The following is a 24406-nucleotide window of genomic DNA, read 5'->3' on the forward strand; positions in this document are numbered from 1 at the left end:
GGCATGACTCCGGAATTAGGGGGCCTAACCGTTATCGGCATCAGATTTCGTGATTTTTGTAAATTAATACAAATAACTTGTATTAGCTAGTCGGGTGCATCGGGTCAACTAAGTGCAGCAAATGCTAACTAGGACTAGCTAGGACTAGCTAGGTATGGTCAAACAAACCAAGGCAACCAAGCAAAACATGACAAGCTAGCCATACAACCAAAACTACCAAAACAACCAAGCAGCAAAAGCAAACCTTAAACCAAGACACAAGACACAAGACACAAGACACAAGACACAAGACACAAGACACAAGATCAAACTAGCTAACCATGTAAACTAAGACAACAAGAGTAACCATAACTAACCAATTCATCTCAAATTTAGACAAGCAAAAAATCTAAGTAATTTCAGTCGAGTTTTCTAGATAAATACAAGTTCAGAGGAGCATGACGACTGCAACCAAGTCGACTCAAGTCCATTGGAATAGAAGAGTCTAACCACAGCCTATCGGATTGTAGACAGTCAGCCGGTCAAACCAAGTCCGGCGACCTTGCTTCATTTCTGATATAGTTCGAAGAGTTCTCATGCTTGGCTTTAAATAAACGTCTGGATGGATTCGAAACGGAAGACTAGAAGTTGGAATCTGAAATCTGAAATCAAAAATTGAGTTTGGAAGTTTGATTGGAAAGTCGGTATCTATTTCGTACGAGATAGGTATCGGCTTTTTGTTTTTTTTGAAGAGGAGGGCGGTGCATTTATACCTGTCGTGATATACGTCGTCCGTTTGTTTGTGTCGTCGGCAAAATCGTATGTTACCAGCCCTATGAAACTCCGCATCCACTGCGATGTGCGGGACGGCACATCCTTTTGAATGTTAGAAGATAAATAGTTCATGTTGTAGATCCAGTGTTGAGGCCTTCATTCATGCTAAGTGCCGCAAGATAAATAGATGGCCTATGAATGCAGCAATGAATGCAACAATGAATGCGACATTAACGAGCTGTTCTAAAAACGAAGTTACCAAAAAACCGAACATGCGATCCCTATTTTTGTATGTTAAAATAGCATAAAGAATCAAAAGCAGGAGAGTCTATTTGCCTTCATGAGATTTTGGGCTAAATATCTAGGCTTTTTTCATAGATCAGGGGTGTTGACATGGCAGTTCGGTTTATTATCGGCCGCTCGGGCAGCGGAAAGACGGAGCGATGCTTGTCGGAAATTCGCGACCGTTTGCGGGAAAAGCCCGACGGCGGGCCGCTTATTTTTTTAGTGCCGGAGCAGGCGACCTTTCAGGCGGATTATGCGCTGGTTTCTAACCCAGAGACAGCTGGTGTGCTGAGGGCGCAGAGCCTTAGCTTTCGGCGGCTTGCGTTCCGCGTGATGCAGGAGACAGGGGGGACGGCGGCAACGTACATAGACGATACCGGCAAAAAAATGCTGCTGTACAAGCTGTTCCACCGGAAGCAGAAGGAGCTGAAGCTGTTCCGGGGGACCTCACGTCAAGCTGGTTTTATCGATAAGCTGAACGATATGTTTAATGAGTTTAAACGGTATCGGGTAGGGGCGAAGGAGCTGCTTGACTACGCACAGGAGGCGGACGGACATGGGGCTGCCCTGCAGGACAAGCTGTCGGACATTTCGCTGCTGTACGAGGATTTTGAGCAGTCCCTAAAGGGGCTCTATGTGGATTCGGAGGATTACTTGGCGCATTTGGCGGAAGGGATTCCGCATTCACCGTCGATCCGCGAGTCGGAGATTTGGCTGGATGGGTTTAACGGGTTTACCCCTCAGGAGTTGGCCGTTGTCGAGCAGTTGTTCGTCCACTGCCGCTCCGTCACAGTATCGCTCTGCGTGGACCGGGAATACCGCGCGGGAGAGCAGCCGGACGAGCTGGAATTGTTTCATCCGACAGCTGTAACGATGCGGAAGCTGAACGAAATGATAGACGAGCGAGGCGTTACGAGAGAGCCGGCGCTCGTGCTGAAGGAGCAGGCAAGACATACGCACAGTCCGGTGCTAGCTCATGTGGAGCAGGGCTATGGACGGCGCACGGCTTCCGCATTCACCGCAGTGGGAGCAAATGTGGACAGCGAGCTCGCGCTGCGAGCGGCATTAAACCGCAGGGTTGAGGTTGAAGCTGCGGCGAGAGAGATTTTGCGCCTTGCAGCTGAAAACGGCCGCAGGTTTCGGGATTTTGCCGTTCTTGTGCGCAATGCCGAGGCTTATGAGGATTATATTTCGGCCGTGTTTACGGACTACGGCATTCCGTACTTTATGGATCAGAAGCGAAGCGTGCTGCATCACCCGCTTGCCGAGCTAATTCGCTCCGCCTTGGAGACGGTCACTGGCTACTGGCGGTACGACGCTGTTTTTCGCGCAGCGAAGACGGAACTGCTGTTTCCGCAGGAGGCGGCGAACAACGAAGAAGCGCTAGAAGCGGCGCGAACGGGAATGGACGCTCTGGAGAACTATGTGCTGGCGTTCGGCATCCAAGGCTCGCGCTGGACGGACGACAGGCCGTGGACGTATACGCATTCCGCCGGACTGGAAGAGCAGGATGAACAGAGCAGACAGGAGCGGAACGAAGCCTTTTTACAAAAAATCAACACGTATCGGCGGTGGATTGCCGGTCCGCTTGGAGCGTTTGAACGCAAGCTGAAGGGGGCCAAAACCGTACGAGACATGGCTGCCGCTCTGTATGCAATGCTGGAAGGGATCCAGGTTCCCGAACGGCTGGAAGCTTGGAGCGCACAGTGCGAGGAACGCGGCGAGCCGGAAAAGGCACGAGAGCACGGGCAGATGTGGGATCGCATTGTCGATCTTTTTGACCAGATTGTAGAAATGGCTGGGGATGACGAGCTCCCGTTGGAGTGGTTTGCAGGCATGGTAGAGACGGGGCTGGAGAGCATCAAGCTCGGCCTGGTCCCGCCTTCGCTGGACCAGGTGCTGGTGGGGAGCTTGGAGCGGTCTAAGACGTTCCGCATTAAGCATTTATTTCTGCTTGGCGTCAATGACGGCGTGCTTCCGGCTAAAGGCGCGGAGGGCGGCAGCTTGTTTTCCGAGCCAGAGCGGGAAACGCTGGCGGCTACAGGGCTTGAGCTGGCTCCGGGAGCACGGCGCAAGCTGCTGGATGAGCAGTATTTGATTTATACGGCGCTGTCGGCGGCCGAGGAGCGGCTGTGGCTTAGTTATCCTCTTGCTGACGAGGAGGGAAGAGGGCTGCTTCCGTCTGAGGTCATCCGCAGAGTGAAGCAGCTCGTTCCGGGCGTGCAGGAAAAGCTGCTGGCCGGCGAGCCGAACACCTGGGAACAGGCAGCGGCGCAGCTGCCTTTTATCGCGCATCCGAAAACGGTTCTGCCTCTCCTGCTGGCACAGCTGCGGAAGTGGAAGGCAGGGGAAAGCATTCATGCATTGTGGTGGTCGATCTACAATTGGTACTGCATGCAGCCGGATTGGCGCGAGGAGCTTCGCCTGCGGGTGCGCTCATTATTTTATACGAACGAGGAATCACCGCTATCCGGTACGTCGCCGGAGCTGCTGTATGGAGGCAGCCTGACGGCGAGCATATCCAGGCTCGAGCGGTTTGCCGCTTGTCCGTTTTCGTTTTTTGCGGCGCATGGGCTGCGGCTGCAGGAACGGCGGGTGTATAAGCTGGAAACGCCTGATATCGGGCAGTTTTATCATGCGGCGCTGCATGCCGTGCTGGCCGAGCTGGCGCGGCGGGGCATCGATCTGCGCGAGGTGACGGAGGAGCAGTACGCCGAGCTGGCCGCGCATGCGGTAGAGCAGCTGATTCCGCGGCTGCAAAACGAAATCCTGCTCAGCAGCAAGCGGCACGGCTATATTTCCCGAAGGCTGCGCGAGGTTGTTTCGCAAACGGCGGCGGTGCTCGGCAAGCAGGCCGGTTACGGGGAATTTGTCCCGGCGGGACTGGAGCTGCAATTCGGGCGGGGCGGGCATCTGCCCGCACTTGAGCTTCCACTGGAAGCGGGCCGGTCAATGCAGCTGGAAGGGCGGATTGACCGCGTAGACCGCGCCGTCATCGACGGTGACAGCTACTTGCGCGTCATCGATTATAAATCGAGCAGCCGCGCATTGTCGCTGGCTGAAGTTTATTACGGGCTGTCGCTGCAGCTGCTCGCTTATTTGGACGCGGCCGTGACCCATGCGCAGAGCTGGCTCGGTGAACCGGCCAGAGCGGCCGGAGTGCTTTATTTCCATGTGCACTATCCGATGCTTAAGCCGGGCAAGGCGATTGGGGCGGAGTCGGCCAAGGAGCTGCTGTTCAAGACATATAAAATGCGCGGACTGCTGCTGGAGCATAAAGAAGTGATCGAAAAAATGGACGGGACGCTCGAAAGCGGCTACTCCGAGGTCATTCCGGTGCGGCTGAAAAAGGATGGGGGCTTTGCTCACGGTTCCTCGGTTGCTCCGGAGAAGAAGTGGAACGAGCTTCGTACCTTTGTGCGGAAAAAGATGAGCGACATCGGCTCGAATCTTCTATCGGGTAATGTTGAGATCGCGCCGTACCGTCTCGGAAACAAGACAGCCTGCTCTTTTTGTCCCTACAAGCCGGTTTGTCAGTTTGATCGCTTGATGGAGGGCAATGATTATCGGAATCTCTCGCCTGTGAAATCAGAGCAGATATGGGAACACGTGGAAAAGGAGGCGGAGCGTGATGACATCGGCTAATCAATCTAACGCAGCGGGTCCGAAGTGGACGGATGATCAGTGGAATGCGATCACGGTACGCGACACGAATTTGCTGGTCGCTGCGGCAGCGGGCTCGGGCAAAACGGCGGTGCTCGTGGAACGGCTCATTCGCCGGATTACCGATCCCGATCGGCCGACCGATGTCGACCGCCTGCTGGTGGCAACCTTTACGAAGGCGGCTGCGGACGAAATGCGGCACCGGATTCGCGACGCCTTGGAAAAGGCGCTGGAGCGCACTCCGGAATCGAGGCATATCCGCAAGCAGCTGGCGGTGCTCAATCGGGCTTCAATCACAACGCTGCATTCGTTCTGCATGGAAATTTTGCAGCGGTATTCTCATGTAATCGGGCTGGACCCCGGCTTCCGCATTGCCAACGAAACGGAAGCGGCGCTGCTGCGTCAAGAGGTGCTGGGCGAGCTGTTTGAGGGCTATTACGGCGAAAACGGCGAGGAAAGCGGATTTTGGCGGCTTGCGGAATCGTTCGGGGGCGAGCGCGGCGATGAAGAGCTGTATGCTCTCGTAGAGCGGCTGTATGATTTTTCGCGAAGCCATCCATGGCCGGATTATTGGTTATCCGAAATGGCCGGACAGTTTTTGACCGATGGCGGCAATCAGCTGTGGATGGACAGCCTGATCGAGGATATTGCTCTGGAGCTTGACGGGATGCAGCAGCATGCCGAGCAGGCGCTGGCACTCTGCCGCAAGCCGGGAGGACCGGCGCCTTATGCGGCGGCGATTCAAGAGGATCTGGATATGCTCGCCCGGTTGACCGAGCAGGCGACGGCGCGTTCTTGGGACGGCCTCTATGCGCAATTCGCTGTAGGCGGCTTTGCCGCTTTCAAGCGTGTGAAGGCGGACGAGACGGACGCGCGGCTGCAGGAGCAGGTCAAAGCGCTGCGCGAGCAGGTGAAGAAGCAGTGGAAGGCGCTGAAGGATCAGCTGTTTGACCGGCCGCCTGAAGCCTATCTGGAGGAGGTTCGCGCGCTGGCGCCTGATATGGAGCTGCTGGCGCGAATCGTAAAGGAATTTTCAGCCGCATACAGCCGTGCAAAATCCGAGAAGGGGCTGCTTGATTTTTCCGATCTGGAGCATTTTGCGCTGGAAATTTTGCGGGATCCTTCTTCTGAGCCGGATCGTCTGCAGCCTTCTGAGGCGGCGCTCTCTTACCGCGAGCAGTTTGACGAGGTGATGCTGGACGAGTACCAGGATACGAACCGCGTACAGGAGACGATTGTGTGGCTGCTTTCACGGGAAGGTACGGGCAACCGGTTTATGGTCGGCGACGTGAAGCAAAGTATTTATAAATTCAGGCTGGCGGAACCGGAGCTTTTCATGGAGAAATACCGCACCTATGGCGATGGGAAGCCGAAGGGCCAAGTCCGTGAAGCAGCCGAACAGCAAGCAAGCGGACACGGTTTAGCGGATTTCAATGGCTTGCCAACGAGGGGAACGAACGGAGAAGAACAGGCTCTGTCCGGTGCTCAAGCGTCGTCTGCAACAGGACGCCGAATCGACCTTGCGCGCAATTTCCGGAGCCGTGCGGAGGTCGTCGACGCCGTCAACTTTATTTTCAAGCAAATCATGCATGAGCGCGCTGCTGAAATGGACTACGATGAGCGGGCGGAGCTGGTATGCGGTGCGGAATACCCAGATCCCGGCTTTAGCGGACATGATCTCAGCACCGAGCTGCTGCTCGTCGATCGTGACTTCGGAGACATTTCCGACGGCGAAGCTTCCGTGGAAAGCAGTGATTCCGCCGAAACGGAAGAAACGGCCGTGGACCGGATTGCCGAGGAAGCGCGGGAGCTGGAGACGGCGCAGCTGGAGGCGCGTCTGATTGCGGAGCGCATTCGGGCGCTGATGGGCCAGGTGCCGGGCATCGAAGCGATGCGTGTGGCGGATCGAAAACAAGGACTGCGCCCGATCCAGTTTCGCGATATCGTCATTCTGATGCGGGCAACCGAGCAGTGGGCGCCGGTATTCATGGAGGAGCTGCGCATGGTCGGCATTCCTTCCTATGCGGAGCTGAGCACGGGGTATTTTGCTGCGGTTGAGGTGGAGGTGGTGATCTCGCTGCTGCAAACGATCGACAATCCGCTGCAGGATATTCCGCTTGCGGCTGTGCTTCGCTCTCCGGTGGCCGGGCTAACGGCTGACGAATTGGCACGGATCCGATTAGCCGACCGCAAAGCGCCGTATTATGAGGCGGCCGCGGCTTTCGTCGCCAGCGAGGAAAACCGCTCGGAGCTGCAGGACAAGCTGGGCCGGTTTTTAGAAAAGCTCTCGGGGTGGAGAACACGAGCGCGGCAAGGCTCTCTGGCTGATTTGATCTGGCAGCTGTACCGCGAAACCGGCTATTACGACTTTGTCGGCGGCTTGCCGGGAGGCACACAGCGGCAGGCCAATTTGCGCGCGCTGTACGACCGGGCTAGACAGTTTGAGACAACCTCGATGCGCGGCTTGTTCCGGTTTTTGCGTTTTATCGAGCGGATGAAGGAAAGCGGAAGCGATCTGGGAGCGGCCAGGGCACTTGGCGAGCAGGAGGACGTTGTCCGCATCATGACCATTCACAAAAGTAAAGGCTTGGAATTCCCGGTTGTTTTCGTGGCGGGAATGGGCAAGAAATTCAATGAAATGGACTTGAACGGAAACTTCCTTCTGCATAAGCGGCTCGGGTTTGGGCCTCGGTATACCGATAGTGAGCTGCGGATCAGCTATCCTTCGCTTCCGGCAGTGGCGATTAAGCGGAGGCTGCGCAGAGAAATGCTGGCGGAGGAAATGCGCGTGCTTTATGTCGCGCTTACCCGCGCGAAGGAAAAGCTGATCCTCTGCGGCACGCTGCAAAATGCAGCGAAGCAGCTATCCCGCTGGTCGGCGCTGCTCAGCCGCGAGGAGCTGCAGCTGCCGGGGGCGGCGCTGCTTGGCGCCCGCAGCTACTTGGATTGGCTGGGCGCGTCCTTGATCCGCCATCCGGATGCGGCTGTACTGCGCGAAGCTGCGGCGGAAGGGTCGGAGGAATCGGCTCCGGCGGGTACGCGTGGCCGGCTTGCAGAAATGCTGCACGGCGAGCGCTCGCGCTGGCTGGTCGGCTTTGCTAAGCCGGAAATGCTCGCCCAGGCCGCCGTAGCGCTGAGCGCGGCAGATCCGGCGATGGAGGCTGCAGTTGCGCGAGTGGAGCCGGTGCCGGCAGAGGAGCTGCCGGAGGCACGGATAGCGGCAGCACGGCTGGAGTGGGCTTATTCCTACCCTAAGGCGCCGTATGTGTTTTCGAAAACGACGATATCGGAGATGAAGCGGCGCTTCTCGGAACGGGAAAACGAAGAAGAGGCTGCTCATTTCGATTTAATGCGTGCTAGAAGCGTCGACAAGGAGCGAAAACACATCGATCAGCCGCACCGCCGTCCAAAGTTTTTGGAGGCGCAGTCGCTCACCGCTGCGGAGCGCGGGATTGCTTATCATACGGTGATGCAGCTCATTCCACTGGATGGCTCGGACGCTATCGATTCGGAGAAAGCGGTAGAGGCGCTGGATGCGATGGTAGAAAAAAGGCTGCTGACGAAAGTACAGCGGGAGGCCGTTGATCCAGCGTTGATCACGTCATTTTTTGCCACGCCGATTGGACAGAGGCTGCTTTCTGCTAGAGATGTTCGCAGGGAGGTTCCGTTCTCACTTGGATTGCCCGCCGAAGAGGTATACGGTCAGGAGCTGGCAGAGCAGCTGCAGGGGGAAACCGTGCTTGTGCAGGGGGTTATCGACTGCTTGTTCCAGGACGAGCAAGGTTTGGTGCTGCTAGATTTTAAAACCGACGCGGTCTATGGCGGAAGGCTGGAAGAGCTGCGGGAACGGTACCGGCTGCAGCTTAGCGTGTATCGGAAAGCGGTGGAAATCGCCTGGAAACGCGAAGTTACGGAATCTTATCTGTTTTTCTTCAATGGAGCGCATTTAATAGAGATGAACTCGTAATACGGCCGTTCGAATACGGGGGCCTAGCATTTTATGCACCGATGAGATGATTGGATTTAGTAGAGAAACGAGATGAGGGGAGAGGGTTCCGATCCGAATTTTGCACACCGCGGACTGGCATTTTGGAAAAATGCTGGAGGGCCGCAGCCGGCTTCCGGAGCAGGAATTATTCATTGACGAACTGGAGCGCATCGTCCGTGAAGAGCGCATCGATCTTATTTTAATGGCGGGAGACGTTTACGACTCTGTGAACCCTCCGGCAGCGGCCGAGCAGCTATTCTACGACGCCTTGAATCGTCTATCAGACGGAGGGAAGGTGCCGATTGCGGCGATCGCGGGCAATCACGATCACCCGGACCGGCTGGCGGCTTCGGCGCCGCTTGCCGCCAAGCAGGCGATTACGCTGCTTGGACTTCCGGTTAAGGAAGCGGTAACGATTCCTGTCCGCCGGACGGGCGAGCAGGCTGTTCTGTACGGACTGCCGTATCCCTCGGAAGCACGGCTCAATGAACTATTGGAACTGGAAGCCGACGAGCGAAAGCTGCAGCAGGCGTATTCGGAGCGGATCGCCCGTCTTGTCGCGGGAGGAGCATCCGGGTTTCGAACGGACACAGTCAATCTCGTCATGAGCCATGTTTTTGCCAAGGGGGGCAAGGAAACGCCGGATTCCGAGCGCCCTATTCAGGTTGGCGGCGCATACACCGTGGATAGTGCGGCGCTTTGCGGCGTCCTCGGCGCATCCGGTCAGGAAGAGGACGGAGGCGAGGATGCGGGGGGGCAAGCGGGACTGTTTTCCCCGGCTTCTTCACTGCTGCTTCCGCAGTACGTTGCGTTAGGGCATTTACATAGGGCGCAGACGTTATCTGCCCCTTCGCTGGTCCGCTACAGCGGCTCTCCGATTGCTTACAGCTTCTCGGAAGCGGGTCATGCCAAGTCCGTTTCTATCGTGGAGGTATCCCTCGGCGGATCGCCGCTTGTTACGGAAATTCCATTATCGAGCGGCAGGCCGCTTGTGAATTGGAAAGCGAAAGGGGGGATCGCCGAGGTGTACGGCTGGCTGGAGGAAGGACGCGATGCCAATGCGTGGATCGAGCTGGATGTGATGATGACCGAGGCGCTCACGATGGAGCATATTCACAACCTGCGCAAGGCGCATCCCGGAATTACAGTGATTCGCCCGGTTTATCCGGATAAAGAGGAGACCGGTTCGTTCGGTGTGGATCGGGAACGTTTATCGGTAGACGAGATGTTCCGCCGCTTCTACGTCCGCCAAACTGGCGGAGCCGAGCCGGAGCAGGAGCTTGTACAGCTCTTTATGGAGCTGCTGCAGCATGACCAGAACGACGATGAGGAGGCGGCGGGATGAGACCGATCAAGCTGACCATTTCCGGACTGCAAAGCTATAGGGAACCGCAAACCGTCGATTTTCAAACGCTTACGGAAGCGGGCGTTTTTGGCATTTTTGGTCCTACCGGAAGCGGAAAATCCTCTATTCTGGATGCGATGACGCTGGCGCTGTACGGCACCGTGGAACGGGCATCGAGCGGTACGCACGGGATTATGAATCAGGCGGAGCAGCAGCTCGCCGTTTCTTTTGAATTCGAGCTTGCTTCCGCGAAGGGGCGCGAGCGTTACCGTGTGGAGCGGACCTATAAGCGGAAAAATGAAATTTCCATCGAGCAAAAGATCAGCCGCATGGTGCGGGTTGCTCTAGGGGATGAAGAGGATGCGGTGCTGGCCGACAAAGCAGGGGAAGTGACGCAGTCGGTCCAAAAGCTGCTCGGACTGTCCATGACCGACTTCACCCGGGCTGTTGTGCTTCCGCAGGGCAAATTCGCGGAGTTTTTGTCCCTCACCGGTAAAGATCGGCGGCTGATGCTTCAGCGTCTGTTTCATCTTGAACATTATGGAGATCTACTCTACCAAAAAATTAGTAAACGGTATAAGAACAATGAAGCGCTGCTGAAGGAGCTGGAGGCGGAGCAGGCAGGGCTGGGCCATGCTTCGGAAGAAGAAGTGCGCGAGCGTGAAGCGGCGTTAACGAGCCAGCGTACGGCAACGGCTGTACGGCGCACTCTGTTTCACAAGGCGGAGTCCGAGGAGCAGGAGGCACGCCGCTTGTGGGAGCATTCGGAAGAGAAGCGTAGGCTCACGATCCGGAAGCAGGCGCATCTAGAGCAGGTCGAGCGTATCGGTGTCATGGAGCGTGCGCTGGAGCGCAGCTTGCAGGCCGAGCAGCTGCGCGCGCTGCTTGCGGAGAAGGAGGCGGCGGGGCAGATAAGAGGCCTAGCCGCCGCTGAAAGCGAAGCCGCCGTGCGCCGCAAAGAGGCCTCGGCGGAGCAGACGGCTGCCGCCGGCCAGCGGCATGCCGCGGCAAGAGCGGCGCTGGAGGCAGGCGAAGCGCCGGCCATTGCGAGGCTGGCGAGGCTCCGCGACGCGCGGGAGCTGCAAAGCGAAATCGCCCGCCTCTTGGCGGAGCGGACCCGGCTGCAGCAGCGGCTCCAGGCCGAGCGCGGCGAGCTGAAGGCTGCGCTGGAGCAGGCGGCGCGCGAGGAGGAGCTGCTCGCGAAGGCGCAGCAGCGCCAGCAGGAGCTGCGAACGCAGCTCGCCGCCGTCGAAATCGGCGCCGAGCAGCGCAAGCGGGCGTCGCAGGCCGCCCGCCTGGAGCAGCAGCTTACGGCGGCTCAAGAGAGCCGCGCGGAGCTGCTGGAGCAAATCCGCAGCCGCAAGCAGCGGCACAGCACGCTGGCGGCTGCGGAAAGCGAGTGCCAGCAGCTGACGGCCGCGCTGCTGGACAAGCTTCACGCCGCCGATGCCGCGCTGCGTGAGCTCGACGCCGCCGGCGAAGGCCTGCTGCAGCTTGCGCAGCAAGCGGCGGAGCAGCTGCCCGCGCAAATCGACGCGCAGCGCCGCCTCCTGCAGGAGCAGGAGCTGCAGCAGCTCGCGTCGCGCTTGGCGCACGCCCTGCAGGACGGCGCGCCATGCCCCGTGTGCGGCTCCGCCGAGCACCCGGCGCCCGCGCACGGCACGGCCGGCGAGGACGCCGCCGCGCCATCGCCGCTGCAGCAGCTCGAGCAGCAGCTGCGCGAGGCCCATGCGGCCTTGCAGCGGCTCGAAAGCGACCGCCACCGCCTGCAGGCGCTGCAGCGCACGGTCGCGGCCGAGCTCGGCCAAGCCGCGGCGTCGCCGGAAGCCGCTGCCGCACGCGAAGCGGCGGCGGCAGCCGAGGCGCTGCGCCTACCGGAGGCTGCATCGCCTGCGCAGCTGGCCGCAGCGTTAGCGCAGCTCACGGCCGAGCGCCAAAAGCTGGTCGGCGCAATTGAGCAGGCGGAGCGCCAGCTCGCCGAAACCGTGCAGCAGCTGCATGCCTCGCAGCGCAAGCACTCGTCGGCCCAAGCCGAAGCACAGGCCGAGGCCGCCTTTCTCTTGGAGCTGGATCGTAAGCTCCAAGAGACTAACGCCAAAGCCGAATCGCTGCTCCAAGAGTGGACAAGCACCTTCCCGGAATGGAAGCCGGGAGAAGCGGCCGAGCAGCAGCGCCGCATCGAAGCGGCCGACGAACAAGCTGCGGACGTAAAGGAGCGGCTGAAAAAGAGCGAAACCTTTATCGCCGAGCGGGCGGAAGCCGGCGAACAGCTTCGTAAACGTTCGGCTGCGCTGGATAAGCAGCTTGCTCAAACGGAAACCGAGGAAACGGGTCTCGGCAAGCTAATTTTGGAAAAGCAAACCCGCCTTACCGAGTGGATCGGCGGTGAAGACGCGAATCAACTGATCGAGGAAACGGAAGCGCAGCTCAAGCAGCTGCGCGAAGAAGAGCAGCATTCCCGCGCCGCGCATGAGACGGCGCGTACCGCGCTCGAGGAGGCCTCCTCGGCGGCTTCCGCCGCTCAGCAGAAGCTTGCGCATGCGGAAGAAACGGATGCAAAAGCAAGCGGCCGCTGGCAGGAGGCGCTGCAGAGCAGCAGCTTTACGAGCGAGTCTGAGGTGCACGCCGCACTCCTAGCCGCAGACCGCAAGCAGCAAATGGAAGCTTCCATCACCGCCTACAGGGAAGAAGGGCAAACGATCGCGGCGCAGGAAGCACGCGTTGATCAGCTTTTGCAGGGACGCAGCATGGATGAAGCGCAGTGGAAGCTGGTTCAGCAGCAGCTGGCGGAAGCGAAGCAGGCATACGAAGAAGCCATTGAACAAATGGCGCGGGCGGAACGGGATTATGAGGACATTCGCGAAAAGCATTTGCGCTGGAAAGAGCTGGAACGGAAAAAAGAGGGCATTCAGGCCGAATACAGCCGCCTTCAACAGCTGCTCAGCGTATTCAGAGGCAATGCATTCGTAGAGTATATGGCTGAGGAGCAGCTGATGGCGGTCAGCCGAACCGCCTCGGAGCGGCTTCGCGGATTAACCCGCGGCCGCTATGCGATCGAAATGGACTCCTCGGGCGGCTTTGTCATCCGAGATGACGCCAACGGCGGGGTGCGCCGTCCGGTATCGACCCTTTCCGGGGGGGAAACGTTTCTGACAAGCTTAGCGCTCGCCCTTGCATTGTCTGCACAAATTCAGCTGAGCGGAAAGTACCCGCTTGAATTTTTCTTCCTTGATGAGGGGTTCGGAACGCTCGATCCCGACCTCTTGGAAACGGTCGTCAGCTCGCTTGAAAAGCTGCATGTCGACCGTCTCACGGTCGGTGTGATTTCCCACGTGCCCGAGCTTCGCGCACGGCTCCCGAGAAAGCTTGTCGTAGAGCCGGCTGAGCCTTGGGGGCGGGGGAGCAGGGTGCGCTTAGAAACGTTGTAATCTAAGCGCGATTTACCTTTCCCTTTTCTAGGAATGCTTTAAAATAATCGCTTGGAGCACGTCGGCTGCGTCCTCGCAGCGGTCTGTCGTTTCCTCGAGGCGCTCGTACAGCTCCTTCAGCTTGAAGTCGTGGTACGGATCACTCTTCGACAGGAAAATGCTGCGGATGCCTTCCCGCATAAGGATGTCCGCCTCGTGCTCCAGCTTATTGATCTCAACCGTGTTTTCGCGCATTTGAATATACTTTTTCGCGGAAAGCAGCTTAAAGGCTTCGACCAGGTGATGGCAGCAGGAAACAATTAATGCGGAAAACTGCTGCATAATTTTATCGCTAAAGCCGATATCCAAGTAGTCGAAGCGAGCCATTGCCGCTTCAATACCGTCCAGAACGTCATCGATGCACTGGGCGAGCTCCATCAAGGAATCGCGTCCGATCGGGGCGGTCTGAACCGTGCTTAAGCCGGAAAGCAGCTGCTGAGTCAGTTGATCTCCCTTGCGCTCGTATTCCACAATCGTTGGAAAATAGGACGCGGGAGGATTTCCGCTGGTCATGGCCGCACGGAATTCATGGGCGGCATGCATTAAGTTGTCCGCTGCTTTAAGAAGTAGCAAAATAAATTCTTCATCATTGGTTTTACCGAAAATAGCCAATTATGGACCTCCATTCAATAACTAGCACTTTTTGTAAAGGTTTTCACTCGTAAATTCGTAGTAATCGAGTATACCATATCCTTATGGTTTTCCAAAAAACGTTATGTATGCAGGGTAGATTATTAAATTGATCATGCTTTCTTCAAAACGTCACGCCTGCATTGTGAATAAGGGCATTCGCCCAAAAATAACCGGGACAGTCGCCGTTTCGGGCGCACCGCATATACTGCGAGGGAAAGGCTGAGGAAACTGCCCAGCCGACTTTAAGAACTGCGGGAGGCGTAAAGCAAACATGGTAACAAAAGAAACGGCGTTGTCGATGTGTCAAGAACATATGAAAAAATATGTACTCATGCAAATGGCTGACGGTACAGAAATTGACGGAATTATTGATCATGTGGATGAAGAAAATGTGTATTTGATTGTACCGGCCAACGAAGCGGAATTGGCTGCTGCTGCTCAGGCTCCGAATCCGATGCGTGCTGTGGTCAGCGGTTATCCGGGTCTTGGCTATGGAGCCGGCTACGGCCCTGGTTACGGCTATGGTCCTGGCTACGGTTATGGACCGGGTTATTATCCAGGCTATGGCACTCCTTACGGATATCCGTATGGCGGTTACCCGCGCCGCAGATTCCGTCGTTTGGCGCTCCCGCTGGCAGCGCTGTTCGGCTTGACGGCACTATCTTACTTGTAAACATATAGAAAAAAGACCGTCTTCCAAAGCCCCTGTTTCCTTTCGGGCGGCTTCGGAGTCGGTCTTTTTTTTATGGGCTTCGGCTAAACCAAAGGCTTCCGCCTATCCGTGTTACCGGAATTCGCGGGGGATCCGGCGGGCAAGACCTGAGTCAATCGCCGCTCTCACCACTTTGTCGCGAATCAGCTTCACGACATCCTGATTGAATACGGTTGGAATGATATAGAACCGGTTCAGTTCCTCTTCCTTCACAACCGAAGCGATTGCTTCGGCTGCCGCCAGCTTCATGCTCTCATTTATTTCTGATGCTCTGCAGTCAAGCGCCCCGCGGAAAATGCCCGGAAAGCAAAGCACGTTATTGATTTGATTCGGAAAATCTGATCGCCCTGTTGCGATGACGCCCACGATATCCTCGCATTCCTCCGGGCGAATTTCCGGCACTGGATTGGCCATGGCAAATACGATCGGATCACTCCCCATGGTTTCGACGTAATTCCGTTTCAATACGCCGCCAGCGGATAGGCCGATAAATACATCGGCGCCTTTAATTACTTCCTCAAGAGAGCCTGACACCCGTTTCGGGTTCGTGTTTTCGGCGTACCACTGCCATACCGGATTTGAATACGTTTTGTCCGCGGTAATCGCCCCTTCGCGGTCAACCCCGATTAATTCACCAACTCCAGCGGCAAGCAGGATTTTGCTGCAGGCGACTCCCGCGGCCCCGATACCGCAAACAACGACCCTCACGTCTTGAATTGATTTATTCACGAGCTTTAGCGCATTGATGAGGCCGGCGTATAAAACGACCGCTGTTCCATGCTGATCGTCATGAAATACAGGAATGTCGAGCTCCTCACGCAGCCGCCGCTCAATTTCAAAGCAGCGAGGAGACGAAATATCTTCTAAATTAATGCCTCCGAAGGCGGGAGCGATCCGTTTGACCGTTTCAATAATTTCTTCGGTATCCTGAGTATCCAGGCAGATCGGAAAAGCGTCAACATCGGCAAATTGCTTAAACAGCATCGCCTTACCTTCCATGACCGGCATCGCCGCATAAGGGCCGATGTTCCCGAGTCCAAGCACTGCGGTTCCGTCCGACACGACGGCAACCGTATTTCGTTTCACCGTCAGTGTGAACGCTTTTTGCTGATTCTCATGGATCGCCATGCACACCCGTGCGACATCGGGGGTGTACACACGTGACAAATCATCACGGTTTTGGATCGGATGCTTTGGCTTTGTCTCAATTTTTCCGCCGAGGTGCATTAAGAACGTCCGGTCGGATACGTTGACGACAGAGACCCCGGGTGTTGTCTGTAACGTTTCCGTAATTTTGTCGATGACGGCCATGTCGCTGACCGTGACGGTAATGTCGCGGGTCGTTGAGGTTCGGTCGGTGTGAATAACGTCAATTGCAATCGTATCGCCGCCGGCTTCTGCGATCACCGCTGCAACCGTTCCGAACGAAACGAGTGCGGTCTGCAGCTCAAGCCGCATAATTACACTTTTGCCTCCGATAGCGGGATTTGCCATAAATACCTCCTTCAAAATTGGACGTGACACGTAATCTTTTGTAAAATCATGTTAGGCAGATAGGACGAAAGGGGTCTTTTGATGGACTGCATTTTTTGTAAAATTGTAGAGGGGACAATCCCTTCAAAAAAGGTGTTCGAGAATGAATATGTTGTTGCGTTTCACGACATTCAGCCGGCGGCTCCAGTACATATTCTTATTATTCCAAAAAAGCATATTCCTACGATGAATGACGTCTCGGATGAGGATGCGGCAGTCATAGCGGAAATATTCAAGGCGGCCCGCACGATTGCCAAGGAGCAGGGGATTGCAGAGAACGGATACCGTTTGATCAACAACTGTAACGCGGACGGCGGACAAGTTGTGTACCATCTTCATATTCATCTGTTAGGCGGAGAAAAGCTTGGTCCTCTGCTGTCCAAATAATCCATGAATAAGAAAGTTGACACTTGGTTTTCTTTTCGCCTATAATGAAGTTTAATGAACCGCGTTTGTCTTGGACGGTCTGTCCGGAGGGAGGGAAAACTGGTGTCTGAAACGAAAGTTCGCAAAAACGAAACGATCGATGCCGCTCTCAGACGTTTTAAAAAGTCTATTGCGAAAGACGGCGTTTTGGCTGAAGTAAAGAAGCGCAAGCATTACGAGAAGCCAAGCGTAAAGCGCAAGAAGAAGTCTGAGGCCGCGCGTAAGAGAAAGTTCTAGGAGGATTTGGCTGGGAATGACCTTAAGTGAACGACTGAACGAAGATATGAAACAAGCCATGAGGAACCAGGATAAGTTTTCACTTTCCGTCATTCGCATGGTTCGTGCTTCGATCAAGAACGTTGAGATCGACCAAAAACGGTCCCTCGAAGATCATGAAGTGCTTGATATCTTGAATAAAGAAGTTAAGCAGCGCAAAGACGCCCTCCAAGAGTTTGAAAAAGCCGGTCGAGAAGACCTGATTGACAACGCGAAAGCCGAAATTGAAGTAATTTCCAAATACTTGCCTCAACAGCTTTCTGAGGAAGAAATCCGCGCCATCGTTCAAGAAACGATTCAGGAAGTAGGAGCTTCGTCGAAAGCCGATATGGGTAAGGTCATGGGTGCCTTGATGCCCAAAGTGAAGGGTCGTGCCGATGGCAAACTGGTCAACCAAGCGGTTCAGCAATTGCTTCAATAATCACAAATGAACGCTGCTTTCGCAGCGACAAACGAAAAGGGAACCCGAAATCCATCCGGACAAGGGAGCCCTTTTTTGTTATGTATTGAATCCTTAATCATTACTTTGACGTATATACGGATATATTGATAAAGACTGTACAGCAAGGAGGGTCGATACATTTGATGAGAAAATGGTTTTTTATGCTTTTTACCAGCGTGATGCTGTTAGCCGGTGTTTTACCTGCAGCGATGGTTAGAGCGGAGACGCAGCCTGTGCCAGCTGCAGGTGTTACTGTTGTGATCCCGGTTGAACAAACGATTGAAACCGGACTTGAGAAGTATGTTAGACGGGCGTTTGCCGAAGCGGAAGCGCTGAATGCTGACCGTGTCGTGCTGGAAATCAATACGTACGGGGGGCGGGTGGACGCAGCCGAAAACATCGGCGCACTAGTTCAAGCATCCAAGGCGGAGACGATTGCGTTTGTACGAGAAAAGGCGGTTTCCGCCGGTGCATTCATTGCGATTAACGCAGACCGGATTATCATGACGCCTGGCAGCTCGATCGGATCTGCCGCGGTCGTTGATCAATCCGGGACTTTGGTTCAAGATCCAAAGACGGTTGCCCACTGGGTCAGTAAAATGAGATCCGCTGCAGAATCCAACGGGCGTAAGCCGGATATTGCCCATGGTATGGTCGACACGTCGATTGTTGTGGAAATGCCGGAGATTGCCCGTACCAAGCAAAAGGGAGAGCTCGTCTCGCTCACAGCGGAAGAAGCGGTTAAAGTAGGCTATGCTCAAGGCATTGCTTCAAGCCGCCAGGAAGTGCTGGCCTCGATCAATGCGGAGCAGACCACAGTGGTAGTGATTGAACCGACGGCTGCGGAGAAGGTCGCCAGATTTTTGACCAATCCGGCAACGATGGCGATTTTATTCATCATCGGAATTGCAGGCATATTGATTGAGCTGTTCGTACCGGGCTTCGGCATTCCGGGCTTGGCGGGAATGGGGGCTTTCGCTTTATATTTCTTTGGTCAGTACATTGCTGGCTTTGCGGGGGTGGAGGACGTGATCCTCTTTATAGCGGGTATTATTCTGCTGCTGCTCGAATTATTTGTGCCAAGCTTTGGTATTCTTGGTATTCTAGGCTTTGCCGGAATTATCGGTGGGGTGGTTCTCGCCGCATACGACAGCCAAAATGCTTTGGCGACGTTAGGTTACGCTTCCTTGGCGGCTCTCGTGATTGCAGGTGTCTTTATATGGTATTTTAGACATAAGGGCATTTGGAACAAATTTATTTTGAGGGATCGTCTCGGCGATGAGGAAGGGTATTTTTCTTCTGAATCGAAGAAGCATCTGGTGGGATTGAAGGGGATCACGGTCACTCCGCTTCGTCCATCGGGCACTGCCGAGCTGGAAGGGGCTCGTTACGACGTTGTGTCGGAAAGCCAGTTTATCGGTGCGGGTGTTTCCATTGTTGTCGTAAAGACCGACGGAACGCGGATTGTCGTAAAAGAAGTAAGAGAGTAAAAAATTCTATCTAACTTGTGGAGGTTTTCAAATCATGGATCCGATGTTTTCTCTTTTAATTACGATTGCGTTAATTGTAATTGGTCTTTCCATTCTACTTAGTGTCGTTCCGGTCATGCTCTGGATTTCCGCACTGGCTTCGGGTGTACGAATCGGCATTATTACGCTGATCGCCATGCGTCTTCGCCGCGTTATCCCGAGCCGCATCGTCAACCCGATGATTAAAGCAACCAAGGCTGGGCTTGGCTTAACGATAAACCAGCTGGAAAGCCACTTCTTGGCGGGGGGGAACGTCGACCGTGTCGTGAACGCGTTGATTGCCGCACAGCGTGCGGACATTCCGCTCGGCTTCGAACGTGCGGCTGCGATCGATTTGGCTGGACGCGATGTCTTGACGGCCGTTCAAATGAGCGTTAACCCGAAGGTGATCGAAACTCCGATTGTCGCTGCAGTAGCGAAGGACGGCATTGAGGTAAAAGTACGCGCAAGGGTTACGGTCCGCGCAAATATCGACCGACTTGTCGGCGGTGCCGGCGAGGAAACGATCATTGCCCGTGTAGGGGAAGGGATTGTTACGACTGTTGGTTCTTCGGATACGCACAAAGGCGTGCTTGAAAATCCGGACATGATTTCCCGTACCGTTCTTGGCAAGGGCCTTGATGCAGGAACAGCGTTTGAAATTTTGTCCATCGATGTTGCGGATGTTGACGTAGGCAAAAACATCGGTGCGCATCTTCAAACGGAGCAGGCGGAGGCCGATAAGCGAATTGCACAGGCTAAAGCGGAAGAACGTCGTGCAATGGCGGTGGCGCAGGAGCAGGAAATGAAGGCGCGTGTCGTAGAAATGAGAGCGAAGGTTGTCGAAGCGGAATCGCAGGTGCCGCAGGCAATGGCCGAGGCGCTGCGTGACGGCAAGCTGGGTGTGATGGATTATATGAACTTGAAAAATATCGAAGCAGATACGCAAATGCGCGGCTCGATTGGGAAATCCGGCGATGCGAAGAACGATAAGGCCTAACGGCAAGCAAAGCTGCCGCCAACCGGCTGTAAAGGAGGCTGATCGCCGTTGCTGGAACGAATAATTGATTTTGTGATGGGCAATATTTTCTTCATTGCCGTCGCATTATTTTCACTATTTTCGCTGTTTAAGAAGACGGTGCAGGGCGAGCAGGAGAAAAAGCCGCAGCAGTCGATGCCGCCCTTCGGCAACGGGGGACCGGGGCCGCAGAAGACAGGGCGGCCGCGGGCGGCTCAGGCCGAGCGCAAGGAGCAGCCCGAAGGGCCTCGCTCGAGCCCGTTCGGCTCGCCGGAGCCAGCGCAAGCGGCTCCGGCGCAGTCTTCCGCTGGGCGGGAACCTGAGCCGTCCAGCGCCCGGATGAGAGCCGCGGAAGCGCCGGCGCCTTCCCTGCTGAGCGGGGAAGGTGTCGGCTCCGGCGAGGGCGGCTTCGGCCCGGAAATCGGCGAAGGCGGCTTTTCTGTCGCCTCGGTGAAAACGGAAAGCGGCGCCATTGCCTTTGCCGATGAGGAAGCAGGGGCGGCCGTATCCGTGGACGACGCCCGTCAAGGATTGATTTGGGCGGAGGTTTTCGAACCTCCGCGTGCAAAAAGGCCTCTCTCCGGCCCTAGAGGAGGCTGGCCAAGATGAATCGAAGCCAGCGGGTTCGGCTGCTTACAGCAGCCGGACTCTTCGCTATGTTCGCAATGGCTGCAGCACTGGCAGGCTGCAGCAAAGGGGTTCAAGCCCCGGGAAATGAAGGCTCAGCCGAGGTGAAGATCTCCACGGAAGTGATCGCATCGGGCTTGACGGCCCCTTGGTCGATTGCTTTTGCCCCAGATGGGCGAATCTTTGTCACGGAGCGCCCTGGAGCGCTGCGGGTGATCAAGGACGGCAGGCTGCAGCCTGAGCCGGTCGCGGTCATGCCCGAGCCGTTTGAAGCGAAGGGTGAAGGTGGACTGCTTGGTGTCGTGCTCGATCCGGCGTTCGCGGAAAATCAGAGCTTGTATTTGTATTACACGTATGAGGAGCCGGATGGCCGAATTTTTAATAAGGTGGTTCGTTACAAGGAAAACGGCGGCAAAGCAGAGCCGGACAAGGTGCTCCTCGAAGGCATTCCAGGGAGCATCAACCACAACGGGGGCCGGATGAGGTTCGGTCCGGACGGTCATCTTTACATTACAGCCGGCGATATGTACAAGCCGACCTTGGCCCAGCAGAAAGACTCGCTTGGCGGAAAGATCCTTCGTATCACTTCAGACGGGGGCATTCCGAAAGATAACCCGTTTCAGGGCTCCCCGGTATACAGCTACGGGCACCGTAATCCGCAAGGCTTGGCATGGCATCCGGTAACGAAGGAGCTGTATGCTTCCGAGCATGGGCAGTCCGCACATGACGAGATCAATAGAATTCGTCCGGGAGCCAATTACGGATGGCCGGAAATCGAGGGCGACCAAACGGCGCCCGGGAAGGAAGCGCCGCTGCTTCATTCCGGTACGGTGACCTGGGCTCCGTCGGGCCTAACCTTTATCAGCAGCGGGCCGTGGAAGCATCGACTGCTTGCTGCTAACCTGCGTGGCACACAGCTTCTCTCCGTTGAACTGAACCCCGCCGGCGACAAAGTTGTTGCTGCAGAAGGGCTCCTAAAATCGGAATACGGCCGCATCCGCGATGTTGCCGAGGGGCCTGACGGCAGTATTTATTTCATCACAAGCAATCGGGACGGCAGAGGGAATCCGACAGAGCAAGACGACCGTCTCATTCAATTGCGCTTATCCAAGCCGTAAGGCTGGATAGGCGCTTTTTTTCGTTTTCATAAATCTTTTCGGCGGCGCATATGGTGTAAGAGTACAGGGGAGGGGGCTCGTATTACATGCGCAAGTGGCGCCGTCAATTGAATCAATGGGCAGCGGGCATGATGGACCTGCCCCAGGACGTCATTTTTGATCTGCCGCGCGTTACCATGATCGGGGACATGCAATTATATATCGAAAACCACCGGGGTGTCCTCCATTTTTCAAGTCAGGAATTGCAGCTTGCACTTAGTAAAGGGACGTTGCAGGTTTTAGGGAGCGACCTCGTTATTCGTGCGATTTTGCCGGAGGAAGTGTTTATTGAGGGTAAAATCATCGGGGTCCGCTATATCTAAACAGGGAGGGTTTGCGCGATGCTTTCGCATTTAATGCTGTCCGCCGTAGGCTTTATCCGCGTGCGGATTTTGGCCGGTCGTAAAAAGAGACTACCACAAGGGCGCTTCGAGCATTTCGTCAATGAGGCGCTTGCCCGCAAGCTAACGATTTGGGATATTCGCCGCGATTCCAGCGGCGAATATGTTGATATGTGTATCGCATTGCCGCATTTTTTCAAGCTGCGTCCGCTGTTAAAGCAGACAGGCTCCCGGATTCGGATTTTGGAAAGAAGAGGCCTGCCTTTTATGGTGGACAAACTGCTGAGGCGCAAAGTGCTGGCGTTCGGCGTCCTCGCCTTTTTAATCGGTCTTTATACCTTATCCTCCGTCGTATGGCAGGTGACCGTCAGCGGAACGGACAAAATCCCCGAGGAGGATGTTCTGCTGGCCGCAAAGGCCAACGGCATTCATTCGCTGCAGTGGAAATTTCGACTCGACGAACCGGACGTGCTTGCCAAGCGTCTGCAGACGGCGCTGCCGGGCACTTCCTGGGTCGGTGTTGAGGTAACGGGCACACGCGTACATATTAAGGTCATCGAAGCGACGATTCCGGAAAAGAAGCCGCTATTAAATCCAAGACATATTATTGCCGACTCTGATGCTGTAATTTCCGAAATTCAAGCGGAGCGCGGACGCCCTTTAGTACAACCGAATCAGCATGTGCGAAAAGGGGATATTCTGATCTCCGGTATTCTTGGGGACGAGGAATTCAGCGAGACCGTAGTAGCCAAGGGAGAAGTCCGAGGACTTGTTTGGCACCAATATACGATCGAAGCGCCTCTAACGAAAAAATATAAGGTGTTTACAGGCGACGAGCGAAAGCGGTTTTATGTCGTATTCGGTGACAGAGGGCTTCAGCTGACAGGCTACGGGAAGCTCGAATTTTCCCAATATGAATCGCTCCAGGACCGCAATGCGCTGCAGTGGCGGGAATGGGTGCTGCCGATCGGCTGGATGAACGAGACGCTGAAGGCGTATGAGATTGTCGAGCAGCCGATTTCTGAAGAAGAGGCGAAGGCGGTTGCTTTGGAGCAGGCTCGGGCGGACGTGCTGCAGAAGGGCGGAGAGGGCGCCGCGGTGCGAAGTGAAAACATTTTGCATGAAAAGTCGGAGAATGGTAAAGTTTATATGACAGTACTTTTCGAAGTGGAAGAAAATATTACGGCTGAGCTGCCGATCGTACCTGAAGCCGAGTCTCAAGCCGAATCTCAAGGAGAATGATGCACTGTTGACGTTACAAGCGCGTATAGCCAAGATCAAACTGAACAGCACGAATGAAGGATTGGCCCTTTTCGGTCCACAGGACAAATTTTTGCACATTATCGAAAACGAGTCGCAGGCGACCATCTTCACAAGAGAAGCGGAAATTGTGATTCAAGGTCCCGATGAAGAGGTCGAACGTCTGGAACATCTGTTCACCGTTTTACTTGCGTTGGTACGCAATCAATACGTGTTATCGGAACGTGATATCTCTTATGCCCTCGAGCTTTCAAAGACGCTTCAAGCCGATCAGCTGCTTGATTTGTTTAAGGGCGAAATCGCGACGACGTTCAAAGGCAAGCCGATCCGCGTCAAGACGCTTGGACAGCGTCACTATGTGTCGACCATTCGCAAGAAGGACATCGTGTTCGGCGTCGGCCCTGCCGGTACGGGGAAAACGTATTTGGCCGTCGTGCTCGCTGTTGCAGCGCTCAAAGAAGGCAAGGTGAAGCGGATTATTCTTACCCGCCCAGCCGTCGAAGCCGGTGAAAGCCTTGGATTTTTGCCGGGTGATCTGCAGGAAAAGGTTGACCCTTACCTTCGCCCGTTATATGATGCACTTAACGACGTTCTCGGTCCGGAGCAGGTGCTCAAATCGCTGGAACGCGGCTTAATAGAAATTGCCCCGCTTGCATATATGCGCGGCCGGACACTCGATGATTCGTTTATTATTTTGGACGAGGCGCAGAATACGACACCAGAGCAAATGAAGATGTTTTTGACCCGCCTCGGCTTTGGCTCCAAGATGGTCATTACCGGCGACGTCACGCAGATCGACCTTCCTAGGGGCAAGAGCTCCGGATTGATCGAAGCGAAGCGGATTTTGCAAAATATCGATGAAATTGGTTTCGTCATTTTTGCGGAGCAGGATGTTGTACGTCACTCTCTCGTTCAAAAAATTATTGTGGCCTACAACGTGGAGAGTGAAAAACAAGGCTAATGGAGGGAGGA

17 protein-coding genes are annotated in these 24406 nt (G+C 55.4%); 15 read left to right on the forward strand and 2 right to left on the reverse strand.

Going from position 1 to position 24406, the window contains the following annotated elements:
* The first annotated feature begins 1146 nt into the window (after window positions 1–1146).
* The 4 genes from addB (at window position 1147) to GQS10_RS15280 (ending at window position 13462) form a co-directional block, all read left to right on the forward strand.
* Window positions 1147–4683, forward strand: coding sequence for a helicase-exonuclease AddAB subunit AddB (addB, locus tag GQS10_RS15265; RefSeq protein ID WP_166243701.1), 3537 nt, complete (start codon window positions 1147–1149; stop codon window positions 4681–4683).
* A complete protein-coding gene (gene addA / locus GQS10_RS15270) occupies window positions 4670–8668 on the forward strand; it encodes a helicase-exonuclease AddAB subunit AddA (RefSeq protein ID WP_166243703.1) in 3999 nt (1332 codons plus the stop codon). Before addB ends, addA begins: the two co-directional genes overlap by 14 nt.
* Before the next feature lie 91 nt (window positions 8669–8759).
* Entirely contained in the window at window positions 8760–10034 is a 1275-nt protein-coding gene (locus GQS10_RS15275; protein WP_166243928.1) for an exonuclease SbcCD subunit D C-terminal domain-containing protein, read from the forward strand.
* Window positions 10031–13462 carry an AAA family ATPase gene (locus GQS10_RS15280; RefSeq protein WP_166243705.1) on the forward strand — a complete coding sequence of 1144 codons (3432 nt, stop codon included), beginning with the start codon at window positions 10031–10033 and terminating at the stop codon, window positions 13460–13462. Before GQS10_RS15275 ends, GQS10_RS15280 begins: the two co-directional genes overlap by 4 nt.
* A gap of 27 nt (window positions 13463–13489) precedes the next feature.
* On the opposite strand, the gene GQS10_RS15285 is transcribed toward GQS10_RS15280, so the two are convergent.
* Complete coding sequence (locus tag GQS10_RS15285) at window positions 13490–14113, reverse strand: DUF47 domain-containing protein (RefSeq protein ID WP_166243707.1); 624 nt, start codon at window positions 14111–14113, stop codon at window positions 13490–13492.
* Between the two features lie 292 nt (window positions 14114–14405).
* Here GQS10_RS15285 and GQS10_RS15290 point away from each other — a divergent pair, with 292 nt between their 5' ends.
* Window positions 14406–14807 carry a hypothetical protein gene (locus GQS10_RS15290; RefSeq protein ID WP_166243709.1) on the forward strand — a complete coding sequence of 134 codons (402 nt, stop codon included), beginning with the start codon at window positions 14406–14408 and terminating at the stop codon, window positions 14805–14807.
* A gap of 111 nt (window positions 14808–14918) precedes the next feature.
* Here GQS10_RS15290 and GQS10_RS15295 read toward each other — a convergent pair whose 3' ends face one another.
* Window positions 14919–16340 carry an NAD-dependent malic enzyme gene (locus GQS10_RS15295; protein ID WP_166243711.1) on the reverse strand — a complete coding sequence of 474 codons (1422 nt, stop codon included), beginning with the start codon at window positions 16338–16340 and terminating at the stop codon, window positions 14919–14921.
* 81 nt (window positions 16341–16421) lie between these two features.
* Between GQS10_RS15295 and GQS10_RS15300 the strand changes: the two genes are divergently transcribed.
* The 10 genes from GQS10_RS15300 (at window position 16422) to GQS10_RS15345 (ending at window position 24395) form a co-directional block, all read left to right on the forward strand.
* On the forward strand, window positions 16422–16766 hold the full coding sequence (locus tag GQS10_RS15300; protein ID WP_166243713.1) for a histidine triad nucleotide-binding protein: 345 nt from the start codon (window positions 16422–16424) through the stop codon (window positions 16764–16766).
* 102 nt (window positions 16767–16868) lie between these two features.
* Window positions 16869–17042, forward strand: coding sequence for a 30S ribosomal protein S21 (gene rpsU, locus GQS10_RS15305; protein ID WP_166243715.1), 174 nt, complete (start codon window positions 16869–16871; stop codon window positions 17040–17042).
* Between the two features lie 16 nt (window positions 17043–17058).
* Window positions 17059–17502 (forward strand): GatB/YqeY domain-containing protein, encoded by a 444-nt coding sequence (locus tag GQS10_RS15310; protein ID WP_166243717.1) that lies wholly within the window; start codon window positions 17059–17061, stop codon window positions 17500–17502.
* Between the two features lie 164 nt (window positions 17503–17666).
* Window positions 17667–19013 (forward strand): NfeD family protein, encoded by a 1347-nt coding sequence (locus tag GQS10_RS15315; RefSeq protein ID WP_166243719.1) that lies wholly within the window; start codon window positions 17667–17669, stop codon window positions 19011–19013.
* Window positions 19014–19047: 34 nt separating this feature from the next.
* Window positions 19048–20031 carry a flotillin-like protein FloA gene (floA, locus tag GQS10_RS15320; RefSeq protein ID WP_166243721.1) on the forward strand — a complete coding sequence of 328 codons (984 nt, stop codon included), beginning with the start codon at window positions 19048–19050 and terminating at the stop codon, window positions 20029–20031.
* A gap of 48 nt (window positions 20032–20079) precedes the next feature.
* Window positions 20080–20658: a hypothetical protein gene (locus GQS10_RS15325; RefSeq protein ID WP_166243723.1), complete on the forward strand. Its 579-nt coding sequence runs from the start codon at window positions 20080–20082 to the stop codon at window positions 20656–20658.
* Entirely contained in the window at window positions 20655–21794 is a 1140-nt protein-coding gene (locus GQS10_RS15330) for a PQQ-dependent sugar dehydrogenase (protein WP_166243725.1), read from the forward strand. Before GQS10_RS15325 ends, GQS10_RS15330 begins: the two co-directional genes overlap by 4 nt.
* A gap of 86 nt (window positions 21795–21880) precedes the next feature.
* Window positions 21881–22156 carry a sporulation protein YqfC gene (gene yqfC / locus GQS10_RS15335; RefSeq protein ID WP_166243727.1) on the forward strand — a complete coding sequence of 92 codons (276 nt, stop codon included), beginning with the start codon at window positions 21881–21883 and terminating at the stop codon, window positions 22154–22156.
* 18 nt (window positions 22157–22174) lie between these two features.
* Complete coding sequence (yqfD, locus tag GQS10_RS15340) at window positions 22175–23416, forward strand: sporulation protein YqfD (RefSeq protein ID WP_243735198.1); 1242 nt, start codon at window positions 22175–22177, stop codon at window positions 23414–23416.
* 7 nt (window positions 23417–23423) lie between these two features.
* On the forward strand, window positions 23424–24395 hold the full coding sequence (locus GQS10_RS15345) for a PhoH family protein (RefSeq protein ID WP_166243729.1): 972 nt from the start codon (window positions 23424–23426) through the stop codon (window positions 24393–24395).
* The last annotated feature ends 11 nt before the right edge of the window (window positions 24396–24406 follow it).

This window comes from Paenibacillus turpanensis (genome assembly GCF_011421635.1).
GTDB classification, from domain to species: domain Bacteria; phylum Bacillota; class Bacilli; order Paenibacillales; family YIM-B00363; genus Paenibacillus_AK; species Paenibacillus_AK turpanensis.